Below are 13991 nucleotides of genomic sequence, written 5' to 3' on the forward strand. Positions count from 1 at the left end.
TGAGAGGGCGGAAAATCAGGGTTAGTCGGTAGTCTGGTGTGTCATGCGCAAGTCTGTTGTCACCAAAATCGTAGCCCTCGCCTGCTCGCTGATCATGTGCGCAGCAGTGGCCGGCTGCTCCTCCGATTCATCCAGCTCATCGGATTCGTCCAAGTCGTCCGATGCGTCTTCCAGCAAGAACCAGATCGCCGGCGTCACCGCCACAGGAAAGCTCGGTGAAAAGCCTACCATCTCCTTCAATGCTCCGATGACCGTCTCGGACGGCTCATATGTGGTGTTGCAGAAGGGCGACGGCGACGTGATCGAAGACGGCGATCGCGTGTGCGCGCAGGGCATCGCGCTGAACGTCAAGGACGGCACCGAGCTCATGGACACGTGGACCAAGAACACGCCCGACTGCTCGCTCAAGGTGAGCTCCTCCACGCTGAACTCCACCTATTACGGTCAGATCAAGGGTGCCAAGCTCAACACCACCATCGCTTTCGGTGTAAACGACCAGAATTCCTCCGGGTATTCGTACATTCTGGCGATGACTCTGGTTTCCAAGTCCAAGGATCTTGAGAAGGCCACCGGCGAGGAAGTCAAGGACATTCCCGCCAATCTGCCGAAGGTCACGCGTGCGAAGGACGGCAAGCCCTCCATTGATATGAACGGGCAGGGTTCAGTGGATTCGTTGATCTCCCAGACGCTGATCAAGGGTTCCGGCAAGAAACTGACCGATACCAACACGGCAGTGGTCAAGTACTCTGGTTGGCTCACCGACGGCACCCAGTTCGATTCCTCTTGGACCAAGAACACCACGATCGACGCTGACCTTTATTCGGGCGGCCAGCATACGGTGACCGCCGGCTGGCAGAAAGGTCTGATCGGCCAGACCGTCGGCTCTCAGGTGCTGCTGGTGATTCCTCCGGATCAGGCCTACGGATCTTCCGGTCAAGGCTCGATTCCCGGCAACTCCACGCTGGTGTTCGTCATCGATATTCTCGCCGCGTACTGATCTCTCGCCGATACGCAGCTCATACGCAGCACAGATATCCTCGGCTCTCCTTTGCAGGAGAGCCTTCTTATTTTTACGAATCGCTATGGATTGTTATGGAGTACGTTACAGTGGGTGCCTATGCGCATTATCGTTGCCGACTGCTCGGCCGAATATTCCGGCCGACTCAACGCCACACTTCCGCTGGCCAAACGTGTACTGCTGATCAAGGCCGACTCCAGTCTGCTGATTTTCTCCGAACTGGGCTCCTACAAGCCGCTCAACTGGATGACCGCCCCCTGCACCATCAAGGAGCTCGACCCGCCCTTTTCGCGCGAATCGGATGGAAAAGGCGGATCTGAACCCTCCAAAACAGACTTTTCGCGCGAATCGGGTGCGGGAAGCGCGGAGAAGGTGCTGCGGGTTTCGTCAGATAAAGGAACGGACGTGCTGGAAGTTACGTTGCGGCACGTCTACTCCGACCAGACCTATGACCTCGGCGAGGATCCGGGGCTGATCAAGGACGGCGTGGAGGACCATCTGCAGCAGTATCTCGCCGAACAGATCGAGCGTATCGGCAAAGGCGCGAAATTGGTGCGACGCGAATACCCCACAGCCATCGGCCCGGTGGACATCATGGCCATCAACGCCGATGGCGAGCATGTGGCGGTGGAGATCAAGCGACATGGCGGCATCGACGGCGTGGAGCAGCTCACGCGCTACTGCGAACTGCTCAATCGCGATCCCCTGCTGGCACCGGTGCACGGCATCTTTGCCGCACAGACCATCACGCCCCAAGCCCAGGTGCTTGCCAAGGATCGTGGCTTCACCTGCCTGATTCTCGATTATGACGAGATGAAGGGCACCGAGGACGACTCGCTGCGACTGTTCTGAGGTGAATGGCGCGATTGATTCTGTAGCGATTCGTGGCTGCGCGGGGTACGTGGGGCTGCTCGCAGTAGGTGGCTGCCACGATGCGTGATCGCCCCATAACACCTAGCCGCGGAGTATGTGACTACCCCTACCACATGGCCCGTCGTGGTACGTGATTGCATAGATTGCGATTATGCAATCACGTACCACGACCCCAACCAAGCGCTCACCACATAAAGCCAAAGTGTTTGCCACAGAAATATGTAATTCGTCGTTTTGTGGCAAGGATGCGCGGTACGAAACCGCAGAATCCCCGTTTTTACGATTTCGTGGCACGAATGTTGTCAAGTACCGTCGCGATCGCCGTCGGAATCTGTGCGTTTCCGGCCATGACGATCAGGCCCGAGCACCGAGCGAAGGCCTACAAGGACGCCACAAGCCGAAGACGATACCGGCGACGGCGATCCAAGATGGCTCATTAACCCTACATCGTATTAAAAACATCCCGACACGCCTGCTTCCACAAGACCACAAAGGTTCCTATAGCTCTACGGGCTTGCGAGCGTCTGCAGTGCCGCACATACAAAAAAGGGTTCTCTCTGCACTGGTCAGAGAGAACCCCATGCTATTCGCTATCCAACAAGCGAGGCTCAGGCCTCCACGCCGGAGTACTGCACGTCGTGGCCGCGTTCGACCGCCACGGTGAGCTTGTTCGAGTCGAAGGAGATGAATCCATCGGTCACCTCGAACATGTGGCGATCGCCATCGGGCTCAACCACGGTGAGCGTACCCTGCTTGATCACCGTGAGCACGGGCTCATGGTCCGGCAGAATGCCCATGCCGCCTTCGGAGGCGGGAATGGTCACGCTCGACGCCTCGCCGTGCCACACCGGGTGGTCGGCGGCGACGATGTTGACCTTCATCGTGGTCTTAACCGAATCAGCCATCACGCACCCAGTTCCTTCTGCATGTTGTGCCACTTCTCTTCGAGATCGTCGATGCCGCCGATGCCGGAGAATGCCTGCTCCGGAACGTCGTCGTACACGCCGTCGCAGATGCGGGTGAAGGCTTCGATGGTCTCGTCGGCCGGCACATAGGAACCCGGGCGACCGGTGAACTTCTCGGCCACGTAGAAGTTCTGGCCGAGGAACTGCTCGATCTTACGAGCACGGTTCACGGTGGTCTTGTCCTCTTCGCCGAGCTCGTCGATACCGATCAGGGCGATGATGTCCTGCAGCTCCTTGTTACGCTGCAGAATCGCCTTGACGCGGTTGGCGCACTCGTAGTGAGCCTGGCCCACATAACGCGGATCGAGGATTCGCGAGGTGGAGCTCAGCGGGTCCACTGCCGGGTAGATGCCCTTGGAGGCAATGTCACGGGAAAGCTCGGTGGTTGCATCCAAGTGGGCGAAGGTCGTGGCCGGTGCCGGGTCGGTGTAATCATCGGCCGGCACGTAGATGGCCTGCAGCGAGGTGATGGAGTGGCCTCGCGTCGAGGTGATGCGCTCCTGCAGAGCACCCATCTCATCGGCCAGATTCGGCTGGTAGCCCACGGCGGAAGGCATACGACCCAGCAGCGTGGACACCTCGGAACCGGCCTGCGTGAAGCGGAAGATGTTGTCGATGAACAGCAGCACGTCCTGGTTCTGCACGTCGCGGAAGTACTCGGCCATGGTCAGTGCGGTCAGCGGGACGCGCAGACGGGTACCCGGCTGCTCATCCATCTGGCCGAAGACCAGGGCGGTCTTCTCCAGAACGCCGGCCTCGTCCATCTCGCCGATCAGATCGTTACCCTCACGGGTACGCTCGCCCACGCCGGCGAACACGGACACACCGCCGTGGTTCTGGGCCACGCGCTGAATCATTTCCTGAATCAGCACGGTCTTACCCACGCCTGCGCCGCCGAACAGACCGATCTTGCCGCCCTGCACGTACGGGGTCAGCAAGTCGATAACCTTGATGCCCGTCTCGAACATCTGGGTCTTGGACTCCAGCTGATCGAATGCCGGCGGGTTACGGTGAATCGGCCAACGCTCGGTGATGGTGATCTGCTCTTCCGGCTTCTTGTTCAGGATGTTGCCGGACACGTCGAAGACGTGGCCCTTGGTCACGTCACCGACCGGCACGGAGATCGGAGCGCCGGTGTCGTACACGGAGGCGCCACGCACCAGGCCGTCGGTCGGCTTCAGTGCGACGCAACGCACCGTGGAGTCGCCGAGGTGCTGCTCGACCTCAAGCGTGATTTCGGTGGCCTTGGCTTCGCCCTCTTCCTTGGCACCGGTGTTGACGATCGTCACATGCAGTGCGTTGTAGATGTCAGGCAGATGGCCCACCGGGAACTCAACGTCGATAACCGAACCTTGGACTCGGGTAACACGTCCGTGAATCGGCTCGCCGTTGGTCTCGGAAGCCACAGTGGTCTGGTTCTCAGCCATAGTGTTCCTACTCTTCCTTTGTATTCAGCGCGTCGGCGCTGCCGATGATCTCGGTAAGTTCCTGGGTAATCGAAGCCTGACGCGAGGCATTGAGCCTACGGGTAAGCGCATCGATCAGGTTGCGTGCGTTGTCCGTTGCCGTGTGCATGGCGTTCTGGCGGCTTGCCGTCTCGGATGCGGCGGCGGTCAGCAGACACTCGTGGATACGAGACTGGATGTACTTCGGCAGAATGGCATCCAGCACCTCATCCAGACTCGGCTCGAAAGCGTACAACGGGGAGATGTCCTCCGCGGCCTTCTCGTTCTCCGGGTCCGGCACCTTGGCTTCGTTCCCCACGATTTCCACAGGCAGCATGCGCAGCACGCGCACCTTCTGGACCACCATGTTGATGAACTCGGTGTAGACGATGTAGAGCTCGGAAACTCCACCCTTCTCCGCCGGCTTCATGTAGGCATCCATCAGGGTGTTGGAGATCGTCTCAGCGATTTCCACGCCGGGCTGGTCGGTGTCGCCTTCCCATGTGGCCGCTACGTCGCGGTTGCGGTATTTGTAATACGTCGAACCGCGACGCCCGTACACGAACAGCTCCGGCTGCTTGCCATCCGCCTCAAGGCGGGCCAGCAGCGACTCCGTTTCACGGATGATCGAAGAGGTGTACGGGCCGGCCATGCCACGATCCGAGGTGAGGGCGAGAACAGCCACGCGCGGGTTGCTCTCGTCCTTCACCGCGATCGGATGCGTGATATGGGTGTGTGCCACCAACGCTTGCACGGCATCGAAAATCGCATCGGTGTACGGCTTCGCGTTCAGGGCCACATCGCGGGCCTTGGCGATATGCGAAGACGCGATCATCTCCTGAGCGTTGAAGATCTTCTCCAACGACTCAGTGGAGCGGATGCGTGATTTCAATGCGAGTTGCGAGCCCATGGCTTACTTCTCTCCCGCCACGATCTTTTCCTGCTCGACCGGAGCGGCCTGAGAGGTGTCAGGCTTCTTCTCCACCAAGGGCTTGCCGGCGGAGGTCACGAAGGTGGCACGGAAGGCATCCACGGCCTCGCCGAGTGCGGCCTCGGTGTCGGCGGTGAAGTCCTCAGTCTCGCGAATGGTCTTGAGGATATCGGTGTTGTGGTCGAGGTAGTCCAGCAGACCCTGCTCGAAGGGAAGCACGTCGGCCAGCTCAAGGTCGTCGAGCTTGCCGTGGGTGCCGGTCCAAACGGACACGACTTCCTGCTCCATCGAGTACGGGTGGAACTGCGGCTGCTTCAACAGCTCGGTCAGGTGGGCACCACGGGTCAGCTGAGCCTTGGAAGCCGCATCCAGATCGGAGGCGAACATGGCGAAGGATTCCAGCGAACGGTACTGTGCCAGGGAGATCTTCAGCGTACCGGAGACCTTCTTCAAAGCCTTGGTCTGTGCGGCGCCACCGACTCGGGAGACGGAGATACCCACGTCCACGGCAGGACGCTGGTTGGCGTTGAACAGATCGGACTGCAGGAAGATCTGGCCGTCGGTGATGGAGATCACGTTGGTCGGGATGTAGGCGGACACGTCGTTCGCCTTGGTCTCGACGATCGGCAGACCCGTCATCGAACCGCCGCCGAGATCATCGGAGACCTTGGCGCAACGTTCGAGCAGACGGGAGTGCAGGTAGAACACATCACCCGGGTAGGCCTCACGCCCCGGCGGGCGACGAAGCAGCAGGGAAATCGAACGATAGGCTTCAGCCTGCTTCGACAGATCGTCGAAGACGATGAGCACATGCTTGCCGTTGTACATCCAGTGCTGGCCGATGGCCGAGCCGGTGTACGGGGCGATGTACTTGAAGCCTGCGGAATCGGAGGCCGGGGAGGCCACGATGGTGGTGTACTCCATGGCACCGGCGTCTTCGAGGCTCTGCTTCACCGAAGCGATGGTGGAGCCCTTCTGACCGATGGCCACGTAGATGCAGCGCACCTGCTTCTTCGGGTCGCCGGATTCCCAGTTCGCCTTCTGGTTGATGATGGTATCGATCGCGATGGCGGTCTTACCGGTCTGGCGGTCGCCGATGATGAGCTGGCGCTGGCCGCGGCCGATCGGCGTCATTGCGTCGATGGCCTTCAGACCGGTGGACAGAGGCTCGTCGACCGGGTGACGGTGCATCACGTCGGGGGCCTGGGCCTCCAGAATGCGTCGGCCTTCGCTCTTGATCTCGCCGAGGCCGTCGATCGGCTTGCCCAGCGGGTCCACGACGCGGCCGAGGTAGCCGTCGCCGACAGGCACGGAGAGCACTTCGCCGGTACGGCGCACTTCCTGGCCTTCCTCGATTCCAGCGAAATCGCCGAGAATCACCACGCCGATTTCACGGGCGTCAAGGTTGAACGCCAGGCCGAGCGTGCCGTCTTCGAACGTCAGCAGCTCATTGGCCATGCAACCAGGCAATCCCGTCACGTGGGCAATGCCGTCACCGGCCGTGGCGACATAGCCCACTTCCTGGGTGGGGGTGTCGCTCGGCTGGTAGGACGAGACGAAGTCGTCCAAGGCCTTGCGAATCGAGGCGGGATCGATGGTCAGTTCTGCCATGATCACTCCTTCTATTGGTTATTGTTCAGTCAAGTCTTTGCTTGTGTTCCGCTGTGCGGCAGGCATCCAACCTTACGTACGCGAAGTGCGATCGGGTCGGACTTGCCGATCCGCTCAGTTCGTGTTCGCTCTTACGGTGCGATGCAGGTTCTGCAGCTGAGCCACCACGGTGTTGTCCGTGACCTCATCGCCGATCTGGATGCGCATGCCACCCAGAACGCTCGGATCCACCACGGAATTGATGTGCACCGGGCGTCCGGCCTTGGCCGAGTAGATCGCGGTCAGGCGCTTGATCTGTTCGTCCGTCAGCGGGGTTGCAGTGGTCACGGTGACCATCGACTCGCCCATGTGACGGGAGAACTTGTTGATCAGCCACTGGATGGTCTCCAGATAGCGGCGACGACGCAGGTTACAGGTGGCGTGTTCGGCAAGCCTCATCGTGATCACGTTCAGGCCCTTGCCGTCGAACACCTCGCGGAACAGCTTCACACGGGCCTCGCTGGTTGCCTGATCGTCGTAGAGCTTGGCGCGTACCACCGGCAGCGTCAGCAGCGCGGAATGCAGCTGGGACAGCTCGATGGATACCTGCAATGTGGCGCCGGTGGCGTCGGCGTAGTACATCATGGCGTCCACACCGAAGTCCTCCACCGCATTGGCGATGTCTCGCGCACGGCTCCAACGACGAGCGACCAGATCGGTCATGATCTCCATGGTCATCGGATGGGCCGCGCCCTTGAACATCTCGTTCAAGACGGCGACCTTATCGGCCACGGGCCTTGAAGGATCCGTCAGCGCACGCTCCAACGCGATGTTCTGATCGAGCACGCTGGTGATTTTGAACAGTTCGTTGCCGATCCGCCATGCATCCTCACGGGTGTCACGCAGCTTCGGGGCGAGCGAATCACGCGACTCGCGGTCTGCAATTCGAGATGCCTCTCCTCGCATGGTCACCTCCCTTTCTGGTTACGGATGTTCCTGACGATGTTCACAGTCACTTCTTGGCGTCCAGATCGTCGAGCATGGAGTCGATCATCGAGGACTGCACAGCGCTGTCTTCAAGCTTGGCACCAAGAATCTTGCCGGCCAGAGCGGTGGCAAGAGCACCGACCTCGCCCTTGAGCGAGACCATGGCCTGCTGCTGCTGAGACTTCAGCGAACGCTGGGCATTGGCGGTGATCTGAGCCGCATCGGCTTCGGCGCGAGCGCGGGCGTCGGCAACGATATGCGATGCTTCGGCGCGGGCGTCGTCGCGAATCTTCGCGGCCTCCACACGGGCGTTGCTCAGCTGGGCCTCATACTTGGCCTTGGCTTCGGCAGCGTCCTTCTGGGCTTGCTCTGCTTTGGCGATGCCGCCTTCAATCTTGGCGGTACGCTCATCGAACACGGCCTGGAACTTCGGCATGAAGAACTTGTAGAAGAACACCGCGATGACCAGCAGAATAATCAGCGACCATACGATGTCGTAGACCTTGGGGATGAACAGATTGATTCCGTCTTGCTCCGCGAAAGTCATTGTCGTTCTCCTTTCATAGCTTCATTTCCACTTGCGATTGCTTTCGTTACTACCGATCGGCCGCTACACGTTCGTGCCATGGCCGTACGGCAGGCAACAACGGCGATCACTGGAAGATGAAGCCGGCCACCAGTCCGAGGAGGGCCAGAATCTCGACGAATGCCAGACCCAGGAACATCAGGGTCTGCAGACGGCCGCCGAGCTCAGGCTGACGAGCGGTGCTTTCGATGGTCTTGCCGATCAGGATGCCCAGACCGATGCCAGGGCCGATGGCGGCCAGGCCGTAGCCGATTGCGTTGAGATTACCAGCGACCTCAGCGAGGGTGATGATATCCATGGGTTTTTCCTTTCTGGTTTTTCTTCTGTAACGAAGGAAATATTGAAAATCTTTGATTATGCGGCGGAAGCGAAAAGTCGCTTGGTCAGCCGACCTTGTATGCCTTCGCTTCGCTGAGCGTCGTGTTGCCGGCCGTCCAGGACTGCGCCTGACTCATCGTTGCCCGGCAAATGCTTGACCTCACTCGGTCTCCGGGTAGCTCATGTTGATGTATGCGGTGGTCAGCATGGCGAAGATGAACGCTTGCAGGGCCGCGACCAGAATCTCGAACAGCGTCATGGCAAGGCCGGCCGCAAAGGTGCCGATGCCCAGAATGGACCACAGCTTGTTCGGAATCTCGATGAGGAACCACTGCGTGGCGGCAAGGCAGACAGCCACGGTGATATGGCCGGCAACCATGTTGGCGAAGAGTCGCAGCGTCAGGGAGACCGGACGGATCACCAGCAGCTCAAGCAGCTGGATCGGAGTGAGCAGAATGTAGATCGGTGCCGGAACGCCTCGGGGGAACAGCTCCTCCTTGAGGAAGTGGCCGAGGCCCTTCTCCCGAGCACCGGCGACCCAGTACTGCACGAAGCACCAGCCGGCGAAGACCAGCGGCATCGTGATCGTGGCGGTGGCGGCAATATTGAAACCGGGGATGATGCCACACAGGTTGAACACCAGAATGGTGAAGAACATGGTGGTGATCATCGGCAGATACCGCTGACCGCGCTCCTTACCCATCACCTGATACACGATCTGGTCGCGCACAAACTCGATGACCCATTCGACGGCACCCTGCCAACGACCGGGAATCAGCTTGGCACGCGCGGCGGAAACGCCAAGTACCACCAGCAGGATCGCGGTGGCAATGATACGCACCATGATGATGCGGTCCATGGCGAACGGTGTGCCCGGGAAGATGATCTGGGGAAGGAGGAAGTCGTCGATGGTGGGGAATTCCGGACCATCCGCGGCTAAAGTAAGCCCGCTGAAAAGGGCATCGTTCATTCTCACGCCTCCTGCTTCTTCAATGTCAGGTGTCAGTTTAGACCAGCGGAATGGCTGAATGTGACGTTGCGGTTACTTTCGCCCTCCGCCTCGGTGCCTGCCACAGCGCAGACATGAGTCGACGTTGGGCATTCGACTCCGAATGACTGAAAGGTGATTATTGGCCTGTGTTGGGACAAAGTCAATGCCTTGTGGGCGTGTCCGTCAGCAGACCTACTGCCGCAACGTTTTTAGGCAAGGTTACCATGCCTTGCATGTATTAGACGATTGCCGGCGGAGTGCCGGTTTTTGGCCAAATATCAGTCCATATTACGGACAACTTTCTGTCCGCATCGTGATCAATCAGGCATCTTGCCCTATGAGATGCTCAGTCTTGGCGAATCACGCCATACCCATCGTGCATGAACGGTGCGAAATCATCCTTACGAGGCCCACCAGGCAAATGGCGGATCGAACGGTCGGTGCCAAGCTTCTTCTCGATCCTCAGCTGCGGCACCTCGGTCAGGTCATATGGAGTGGTCTGGTATACCCAGTTCAGCCAATTGCGCCACAGCAGGTTGCCATGAGCACGCCAGCTGAACAACGGCTCCAGATTCGGGTCATCGTTCGGATAGTAATTCTCGGGGAACGGCACATTGGTCAGCCCCTTGGCCATGTCGCGTTCGTATTCCTCGGCAAGCGTGTACTTGCCATACTCCCAATGTCCAAGCGCGAACACTTCGGAAAAATCACGTGTGGCCACCAGACCGGGGCCCGAGCGAGGCCCCCATGTAAGCACCTGCAGATCCTGTTTCCGCAGCGCCAGATCGGCTTCATTCACACCGGCGAGACGGGAGTGCGGCTGAAGTGCGATTTCATCAAAACCGTTGGTCAGGAAGCAATATTCATCCTGCAGGTACTGAGGGAACACACCGAAAATCTTCTGCGGATAGTCCACCTTGCGCACGCCATAGCGATAGTAGAGCGCCCCCATCGCGCCCCAGCACAGGTACATGGTGGAGAACACGTGGGTGGACGCCCAATCGAGAATGGTTTTGAACTCCTGCCAATAATCCACATCCTCGAATGCCAGATGCTCCACCGGAGCACCGGTCACCACGAAGCCGTCGTAATAATTGTCCTTGAACGCATCGACCGTCTCATAGAACTTGACCAGATGATCGGCGGAGACATGCGTGGCCTCATGCGTGGAGGTCTTCATGAAGTCGATCTCCACCTGCAGCGGGCTCTTCGAGATAAGCCGCAGCAGCTGAGTTTCAGTCTCGATCTTCTTCGGCATGAGATTCAAGATCACCAGTTTGAGCGGGCGCACCCGCTGACGCTCCGCCTCGGGTTTCTCCAGAGCAAAGATGCGCTCTGAGTCGAGAATGTCACGGGCCGGCAGGCCGCTGGGAATCTTGATAGGCATACTTCATATTATGACAACACACCGCAGACGGGACACCGCAATGATTATCGCCTTCGGTTATGCCGCGTTATAGACACGAGGCGGAATCGGACCAGCCAAACACGACACGCCAATTTGACATATGCATGTTTGACAGTATCTTAGATAGAGCTGTCTTACAGACAAGCCGACGCGGGGTGGAGCAGCTCGGTAGCTCGCTGGGCTCATAACCCAGAGGTCACAGGTTCAAATCCTGTCCCCGCTACTGCGGGCGAAGGCCGTCACGATTATTCGTGGCGGCCTTTCGTTTATCCGCCGTGCCCTACAGGGCCAAACACGCTGAACGGGCGATGATGTCCTGTGAAAAAACAATATCCAAGCCCGCTCTGGGCAGAATCAATCAATTCATGGCTCGACTCCCTCAAGGCGGCGGGCTACTCCCCCAACACGATCGGCACTCGCCGATGCCAGATGTCCGCACTGTCGAGGGCGCTTGAGGGCGATCCGAGGGACGTGGAGGGCGACGACCTGCTCGCCCACTTCGCCGGCAAGGAATGGAAGCCGGAGACGCGCAAGGGCGCTAAGAACGCCTGCGTCAGCTATTTCCGATGGCTCAAGGTGTCAGGCCGATCCGAGTGCGATCCGAGCGAGTTCCTGCCGACCGTGAAGCGTCCCGAGCCGCATCCCCGCCCATGCCCGGACATGGTGATACTCGCCGCGCTGCGCAAGGCCACGGAAGGCGAACGGCTCATGCTCAGGCTCGGAGCCGAATGCGGGCTGCGGCGCTTCGAGATCGCCAAGGTGCACAGCCGCGACGTGATGCGCGACCTCGTGGGCTGGAGCCTCGTCGTCGTGGGCAAGGGCGACAAGCAGCGCATCGTGCCGATCGGCGACGACCTCGCCCTGCTGATCCGATCCGCCCACGGCTACTGCTTCCCCGGCCGATGGTCGGGACACGTCGAATCGAGCTACATCGGCCGGCACCTCTCGACGCTGCTCGGCGACGGATGGACGGCCCACAGCCTGCGCCACAGGTACGCCACCACCACCTACGCCGCCACGCACGACCTGCTGCTCGTCTCCAAGCTCCTAGGCCACGCCTCGGTCGAGACCACGCAACGGTACATCGCCATGCCGGACGATCGATTGAGAGCCGCGGTCGCCGCCACGCGCCTCGCAGCCTAAACAAAAAGGCCCCGACCATTAAGAGCCGGGGCCTCGCATTGCCCTTCCAGATGTCAGTCAAGGAAGAACGGCTCTATGTTACGCCACGCCGCCGTCTTGCTTATCTACTCATTGCGGAGTAGACTAGAGATTGTCAGTCAAGGAAAGGGATCATCATGAACAACCAGATCGTCAGCGCATACCTCTCCGCCTTCCCCGAAGCGCGCTACGACAGCACACTCGGATATGAGGGCCGAGGGAGAATCGTGGACATCCCAACCACCGTCGAAAACCTCGACATCCTGCTAAACCAGTTCCCCGACTCGTACCTCATGGGCCGCGAGGACTATTCGGGCTACCTGCTGATCGACGGCGGGATCGCGTGGGTGAGCAGCAACGGGGAATATATGCCTTCGTCGGAATTTGAGACAGTCAAACGCAAGATCGCGAACCAAGGGTCTGAGCCATCGCCAGAAGCGAATCATTTTACCACGCTCACGGTCGATCTATGGCTCACCCAGCAGGAGAGCAACCGCAATGCCCGCCGCCGGCGGCAGACGAAGATCGGCCGATAAACAACCCACGTCCCGGCCCAGCCGGGCCGGGGCACCATAGAGGAAGGATTGCGCATGGCCGGGATTGAAATAGCTCTGCCAAAGAACATGGAACGATATAGGAGCCGCATACGCAACCTGTACGCCGAGCAGGACAGCGGAACGTCCTACTGGATCGACTTTGCGCCGGGGTGGCGGTCGTGGGATAGCACGCCCACCGCCCCATGCCATTGTGCACACTGGGATTCGAAAGCCGAGATATGGGACGAGCTGCGCAACGCCCTCCCCTGCGAGTGTCCGGGCTGCAAGGCGGCCGGAAACCGTCGAGGGCGAGCGCTGGCGGCGCTGAGGGCATCCGTCGGAATATCACAGGCTCAGTTGGGCGCGAAGGCGCATGTGCCGGCGGGACGCATTGGCGACTGGGAGCAGGGTTTTCGCACGTTGGACGGAGTGAAGCTGTCCACGGCAAAACGCTTGGCCGACGCCCTTGGCGTGTCTTTGGATGAGCTGTGGGAGCGCTGCGCGGCCTAGAAACGACGAAAAGCCCCCGAACCTGCCGCGTTGGCGATGGTTCGGGGGCTTTGTTTTGTCAGTGCTTGGTGGCGTATGCCTTGAGGGTGCTTGCGCCGATGACGACGCCGATGGTCAGGGCGACGGCGTTGATGGTCGTCGCGGCCGGATCGGCCCACGTCCAGCCCCAGACGGGGCCGAGGGTCTGCACGAGCGTGGCGATGGCCGGCAGCACGATCAGCGCGAGCCATTTGAGCACGTCATAGGCTCGGTTCGGCAGCAGCCAATCCGGCATGGCTGGTTCCGTGCCGGCGGTGTTAGGTTCAATGTCTTCTTTGGTCATGTCAATCTCGATTCCGTGGTTGGAACCTGAGAACCTTGCCCGGTATCGGGTGCAAGGTTCCCAGGTTGGGTTCGGGTCAGTTGTGGCAGATCACGTCGCCGGGATAGACGAGATGCGGGCTGCCGGACGGGGTGGTCACGTTCCACCAGTCGGCCCAGAATTTGCTCACGTAGTCGCCGTAGGCGAGGGTCACGCACTGCCGTACCGGCTGGGATCGCGCTCCTCCCCCGCCGTTGTAGGTGACCACGTCGCCCACCCAGTACCGGTTGATGTCGCCGGACGGCGTATGCCATGCGCTCAGGGGCCATGCGTCGTACTGGACGGCGAGCCCCCAGATGGTCTCGCCCCAT

General features: G+C 60.0%; 15 protein-coding genes, 1 tRNA gene and 1 pseudogene. 6 read left to right on the top strand and 11 right to left on the bottom strand.

Going from position 1 to position 13991, the window contains the following annotated elements; all coding sequences use genetic code 11:
* Positions 1 to 43: 43 nt before the first annotated feature.
* Positions 44 to 997, top strand: coding sequence for an FKBP-type peptidyl-prolyl cis-trans isomerase (locus G1C97_RS10420; protein WP_169241681.1), 954 nt, complete (start codon positions 44 to 46; stop codon positions 995 to 997).
* Positions 998 to 1117: 120 nt separating this feature from the next.
* Positions 1118 to 1870, top strand: a complete 753-nt coding sequence (gene nucS / locus G1C97_RS10425; RefSeq protein ID WP_169241694.1) for an endonuclease NucS — start codon at positions 1118 to 1120, stop codon at positions 1868 to 1870.
* A 629-nt stretch (positions 1871 to 2499) separates the two neighbouring features.
* On the opposite strand, the gene G1C97_RS10430 is transcribed toward nucS, so the two are convergent.
* The 9 genes from G1C97_RS10430 to G1C97_RS10470 form a co-directional block, all read right to left on the bottom strand.
* Positions 2500 to 2796, bottom strand: coding sequence for a F0F1 ATP synthase subunit epsilon (locus G1C97_RS10430; protein ID WP_100496469.1), 297 nt, complete (start codon positions 2794 to 2796; stop codon positions 2500 to 2502).
* The gene (atpD, locus tag G1C97_RS10435; RefSeq protein ID WP_100496470.1) at positions 2796 to 4283 is read right to left on the bottom strand and encodes a F0F1 ATP synthase subunit beta; all 1488 of its coding nucleotides are present in this window, start codon (positions 4281 to 4283) and stop codon (positions 2796 to 2798) included. Before atpD ends, G1C97_RS10430 begins: the two co-directional genes overlap by 1 nt.
* 7 nt (positions 4284 to 4290) lie before the next feature.
* A complete protein-coding gene (locus tag G1C97_RS10440; RefSeq protein ID WP_100496471.1) occupies positions 4291 to 5211 on the bottom strand; it encodes a F0F1 ATP synthase subunit gamma in 921 nt (306 codons plus the stop codon).
* Between the two features lie 3 nt (positions 5212 to 5214).
* Positions 5215 to 6843 carry a F0F1 ATP synthase subunit alpha gene (atpA, locus tag G1C97_RS10445; protein ID WP_100496472.1) on the bottom strand — a complete coding sequence of 543 codons (1629 nt, stop codon included), beginning with the start codon at positions 6841 to 6843 and terminating at the stop codon, positions 5215 to 5217.
* A 114-nt stretch (positions 6844 to 6957) separates the two neighbouring features.
* Positions 6958 to 7788, bottom strand: a complete 831-nt coding sequence (locus G1C97_RS10450) for a F0F1 ATP synthase subunit delta (RefSeq protein ID WP_100496473.1) — start codon at positions 7786 to 7788, stop codon at positions 6958 to 6960.
* A 46-nt stretch (positions 7789 to 7834) separates the two neighbouring features.
* Positions 7835 to 8356, bottom strand: coding sequence for a F0F1 ATP synthase subunit B (locus G1C97_RS10455; RefSeq protein WP_169241682.1), 522 nt, complete (start codon positions 8354 to 8356; stop codon positions 7835 to 7837).
* A gap of 106 nt (positions 8357 to 8462) precedes the next feature.
* On the bottom strand, positions 8463 to 8693 hold the full coding sequence (gene atpE, locus G1C97_RS10460; protein ID WP_169241683.1) for an ATP synthase F0 subunit C: 231 nt from the start codon (positions 8691 to 8693) through the stop codon (positions 8463 to 8465).
* Between the two features lie 180 nt (positions 8694 to 8873).
* Positions 8874 to 9683, bottom strand: coding sequence for a F0F1 ATP synthase subunit A (atpB, locus tag G1C97_RS10465; RefSeq protein WP_169241684.1), 810 nt, complete (start codon positions 9681 to 9683; stop codon positions 8874 to 8876).
* Between the two features lie 367 nt (positions 9684 to 10050).
* Positions 10051 to 11091, bottom strand: coding sequence for a homoserine O-succinyltransferase (locus G1C97_RS10470; RefSeq protein WP_169241685.1), 1041 nt, complete (start codon positions 11089 to 11091; stop codon positions 10051 to 10053).
* A gap of 170 nt (positions 11092 to 11261) precedes the next feature.
* On the opposite strand from G1C97_RS10470, the gene G1C97_RS10475 reads away from it, so the two are divergent.
* From G1C97_RS10475 to G1C97_RS10490, 4 genes are all read left to right on the top strand, one after another.
* Positions 11262 to 11335 (top strand) — tRNA-Met (locus G1C97_RS10475).
* 95 nt (positions 11336 to 11430) lie between these two features.
* Positions 11431 to 12255: a tyrosine-type recombinase/integrase gene (locus G1C97_RS10480; RefSeq protein ID WP_169241686.1), complete on the top strand. Its 825-nt coding sequence runs from the start codon at positions 11431 to 11433 to the stop codon at positions 12253 to 12255.
* Between the two features lie 155 nt (positions 12256 to 12410).
* Positions 12411 to 12809, top strand: coding sequence for a hypothetical protein (locus G1C97_RS10485; RefSeq protein ID WP_169241687.1), 399 nt, complete (start codon positions 12411 to 12413; stop codon positions 12807 to 12809).
* A 54-nt stretch (positions 12810 to 12863) separates the two neighbouring features.
* Positions 12864 to 13319, top strand: coding sequence for a helix-turn-helix domain-containing protein (locus G1C97_RS10490; RefSeq protein ID WP_169241688.1), 456 nt, complete (start codon positions 12864 to 12866; stop codon positions 13317 to 13319).
* A gap of 58 nt (positions 13320 to 13377) precedes the next feature.
* Here G1C97_RS10490 and G1C97_RS10495 read toward each other — a convergent pair whose 3' ends face one another.
* Together G1C97_RS10495 and G1C97_RS10500 are read right to left on the bottom strand one after the other, a co-directional pair.
* Complete coding sequence (locus G1C97_RS10495; RefSeq protein ID WP_169241689.1) at positions 13378 to 13641, bottom strand: phage holin; 264 nt, start codon at positions 13639 to 13641, stop codon at positions 13378 to 13380.
* A gap of 76 nt (positions 13642 to 13717) precedes the next feature.
* Positions 13718 to 13991 (bottom strand): annotated as a pseudogene (locus tag G1C97_RS10500) (GH25 family lysozyme); the annotation flags it as partial.

The sequence above is a fragment of the Bifidobacterium olomucense genome, assembly GCF_012932375.1.
Taxonomy (GTDB): Bacteria; Actinomycetota; Actinomycetes; order Actinomycetales; family Bifidobacteriaceae; genus Bifidobacterium; species Bifidobacterium olomucense.

What these genes read in the sequence shown, in the direction of transcription:
- G1C97_RS10420 (WP_169241681.1), top strand. Translation starts at nt 44, where the DNA reads ATGCGCAAGTCTGTTGTCACCAAAATCGTAGCCCTCGCCTGCTCGCTG.
- nucS (WP_169241694.1), top strand. Translation starts at nt 1,118, where the DNA reads ATGCGCATTATCGTTGCCGACTGCTCGGCCGAATATTCCGGCCGACTC.
- G1C97_RS10430 (WP_100496469.1), bottom strand. Translation starts at nt 2,796, where the DNA reads ATGGCTGATTCGGTTAAGACCACGATGAAGGTCAACATCGTCGCCGCC.
- atpD (WP_100496470.1), bottom strand. Translation starts at nt 4,283, where the DNA reads ATGGCTGAGAACCAGACCACTGTGGCTTCCGAGACCAACGGCGAGCCG.
- G1C97_RS10440 (WP_100496471.1), bottom strand. Translation starts at nt 5,211, where the DNA reads ATGGGCTCGCAACTCGCATTGAAATCACGCATCCGCTCCACTGAGTCG.
- atpA (WP_100496472.1), bottom strand. Translation starts at nt 6,843, where the DNA reads ATGGCAGAACTGACCATCGATCCCGCCTCGATTCGCAAGGCCTTGGAC.
- G1C97_RS10450 (WP_100496473.1), bottom strand. Translation starts at nt 7,788, where the DNA reads ATGCGAGGAGAGGCATCTCGAATTGCAGACCGCGAGTCGCGTGATTCG.
- G1C97_RS10455 (WP_169241682.1), bottom strand. Translation starts at nt 8,356, where the DNA reads ATGACTTTCGCGGAGCAAGACGGAATCAATCTGTTCATCCCCAAGGTC.
- atpE (WP_169241683.1), bottom strand. Translation starts at nt 8,693, where the DNA reads ATGGATATCATCACCCTCGCTGAGGTCGCTGGTAATCTCAACGCAATC.
- atpB (WP_169241684.1), bottom strand. Translation starts at nt 9,683, where the DNA reads ATGAACGATGCCCTTTTCAGCGGGCTTACTTTAGCCGCGGATGGTCCG.
- G1C97_RS10470 (WP_169241685.1), bottom strand. Translation starts at nt 11,091, where the DNA reads ATGCCTATCAAGATTCCCAGCGGCCTGCCGGCCCGTGACATTCTCGAC.
- G1C97_RS10485 (WP_169241687.1), top strand. Translation starts at nt 12,411, where the DNA reads ATGAACAACCAGATCGTCAGCGCATACCTCTCCGCCTTCCCCGAAGCG.
- G1C97_RS10490 (WP_169241688.1), top strand. Translation starts at nt 12,864, where the DNA reads ATGGCCGGGATTGAAATAGCTCTGCCAAAGAACATGGAACGATATAGG.
- G1C97_RS10495 (WP_169241689.1), bottom strand. Translation starts at nt 13,641, where the DNA reads ATGACCAAAGAAGACATTGAACCTAACACCGCCGGCACGGAACCAGCC.